At 67.8% G+C, this 1888-nt stretch carries 3 protein-coding genes and 1 pseudogene; all 4 read left to right on the forward strand.

The genetic code is table 11. From position 1 onward, the window contains the following. Positions 1–323: alpha/beta hydrolase family protein (locus tag R6V09_RS52105; protein ID WP_317888398.1), on the forward strand; the 323-nt coding region annotated here is incomplete at its 5' end. Positions 324–559: 236 nt separating this feature from the next. Beyond that, on the forward strand, positions 560–1243 hold the full coding sequence (sigR, locus tag R6V09_RS52110; protein WP_317888400.1) for an RNA polymerase sigma factor SigR: 684 nt from the start codon (positions 560–562) through the stop codon (positions 1241–1243). Continuing rightward, complete coding sequence (gene rsrA / locus R6V09_RS52115) at positions 1240–1542, forward strand: mycothiol system anti-sigma-R factor (RefSeq protein WP_317888399.1); 303 nt, start codon at positions 1240–1242, stop codon at positions 1540–1542. The genes sigR and rsrA overlap by 4 nt, the downstream gene beginning before the upstream one ends. Before the next feature lie 115 nt (positions 1543–1657). Further along, positions 1658–1888, forward strand: a pseudogene (locus R6V09_RS52120) (HD-GYP domain-containing protein); the annotation flags it as partial.

Consider the following 1888-nt stretch of genomic DNA (forward strand, 5'->3'; position numbering starts at 1 on the left):
GAGCACGCGTGGCCTGTCGTACGGCGACGGAGCTGGGCGCCGCCGCCGTCCTCGCCCTGAGCTTCCCGCTGCATCCGCCCGGCAGGCCGGAGAAGTCGCGGGCCGGCGAACTGCTCGGGGCCGGGGTGCCCACGCTCGTCGTGCAGGGCGGCAACGACCCCTTCGGGAAACCGGCGGAGTTCCCGCAGGGCGACTTCGAGCTGGTCGAGGTGCCGTACGGCGATCACGGTTTCGCGGTGCCGAAGCGGGCGGAGATCGGTCAGGAAGAGGCTCTGGAGATCATCACGGGGCGCGTGGTGGAGTGGACTCGAACACTTGGGTAAAGGGCGGGAATGCCGGGGCCCTTACCACTGTTGAGGCGGACAGAGAGAGTCGTAGAAAGGAAGTCCGCCGCATGGGTTCGACCTTCTGCCCGGCCCGTAGCAGCCGCCCTGACCTGGACTGGTCGGTGCTGCACGCGACCAAGGCCACCCCTATTGGGGCGGCGGGCGGACCGGATCGTCGTCTATCCTCCGATTCTGGTGGCATCGGCTTCGGTGCTGCCCGGAATCTTGAGGAGGTGGGTCCGGTTCCCGGTACCGACGCAGGGACCGAACACGGCCAGGCGGAGCAGCCCGAGGGCCAGGGCACGAGCACGGAGTCCACGACGGAGCGCAGTGCGCGCTTCGAGCGGGACGCGCTCGAATTCCTCGACCAGATGTACTCGGCCGCGCTGCGCATGACCCGCAACCCGGCCGACGCCGAGGACCTGGTGCAGGAGACCTACGCCAAGGCGTACGCGTCCTTCCACCAGTTCCGTGAGGGCACCAACCTCAAGGCGTGGCTGTACCGGATTCTCACCAACACGTTCATCAACTCGTACCGCAAGAAGCAGCGTGAACCCCAGCGTTCCGCGGCCGAGGAGATCGAGGACTGGCAGCTCGCGCGTGCCGAGTCCCACATGTCGACCGGTCTGCGCTCCGCCGAGTCCCAGGCGCTCGACCACCTGCCCGACTCGGATGTGAAGGAAGCCCTCCAGGCCATCCCGGAGGAATTCCGCATCGCCGTGTATCTCGCGGACGTAGAGGGCTTTGCGTACAAGGAGATCGCGGACATCATGGGGACACCCATCGGCACGGTGATGTCCCGGCTGCACCGGGGCCGCCGTCAACTGCGCGGCATGCTTGAGGACTACGCGCGTGACCGCGGACTCGTCCCGGCCGGTGCCGGAGAGTCGGACGAAGCGAAAGGCTCGGGCTCATGAGCTGCGGTGACCATCACGAGACGGACTGCAGTGAAGTCCTCGCGCATCTCTACGAGTTCCTCGACAGAGAGATGCCGGACGCGGACTGCACCAAGTTCGAGGTGCACTTCGAGGAGTGCTCGCCGTGCCTGGAGAAGTACGGCCTCGAACAGGCCGTCAAGAAGCTCGTGAAGCGGTGCTGCGGGCAGGACGACGTGCCTTCGGATCTGCGCTCCAAGGTGATGGGACGCCTGGAGATGATCCGCTCGGGGCAGGTCGTGCCCGAGCATGATGTGACGGCCTCTCCGCAGGAGTCCTGAACGGACTGCCGTCACTCGAATGTGCTAATCCGCGGGTGATCCGCCCGCGTACTCCCCCCGGTCGCCCTAGGCTCCTCGGCCTGGACAGGCATGGTCGGGGGGAAGGGCGTCAGCCATGGAGGCGACACCGGCACGGGCACGTGCGTACGTCCTCTGTGCCGTCCTCGGCGCCCTGCTCTGTCTGCTTCCACTGCCGACCGTCCACGCACCCTGGTGGGCGGTCGCGCTGTTGGCGGCCCTCTACGCCGGCTGCGAGCAGATCGCCCGGCGCCGCTTCGCGGGCACCTTCTACCCCGTGCTGCTCGCCGCGGCCTTCCTGCTGCCGCCGCCCGCCGCAGCGCTCGTA

It is taken from the genome of Streptomyces sp. W16 (assembly GCF_033194735.1).
Taxonomy (GTDB): domain Bacteria; phylum Actinomycetota; class Actinomycetes; order Streptomycetales; family Streptomycetaceae; genus Streptomyces.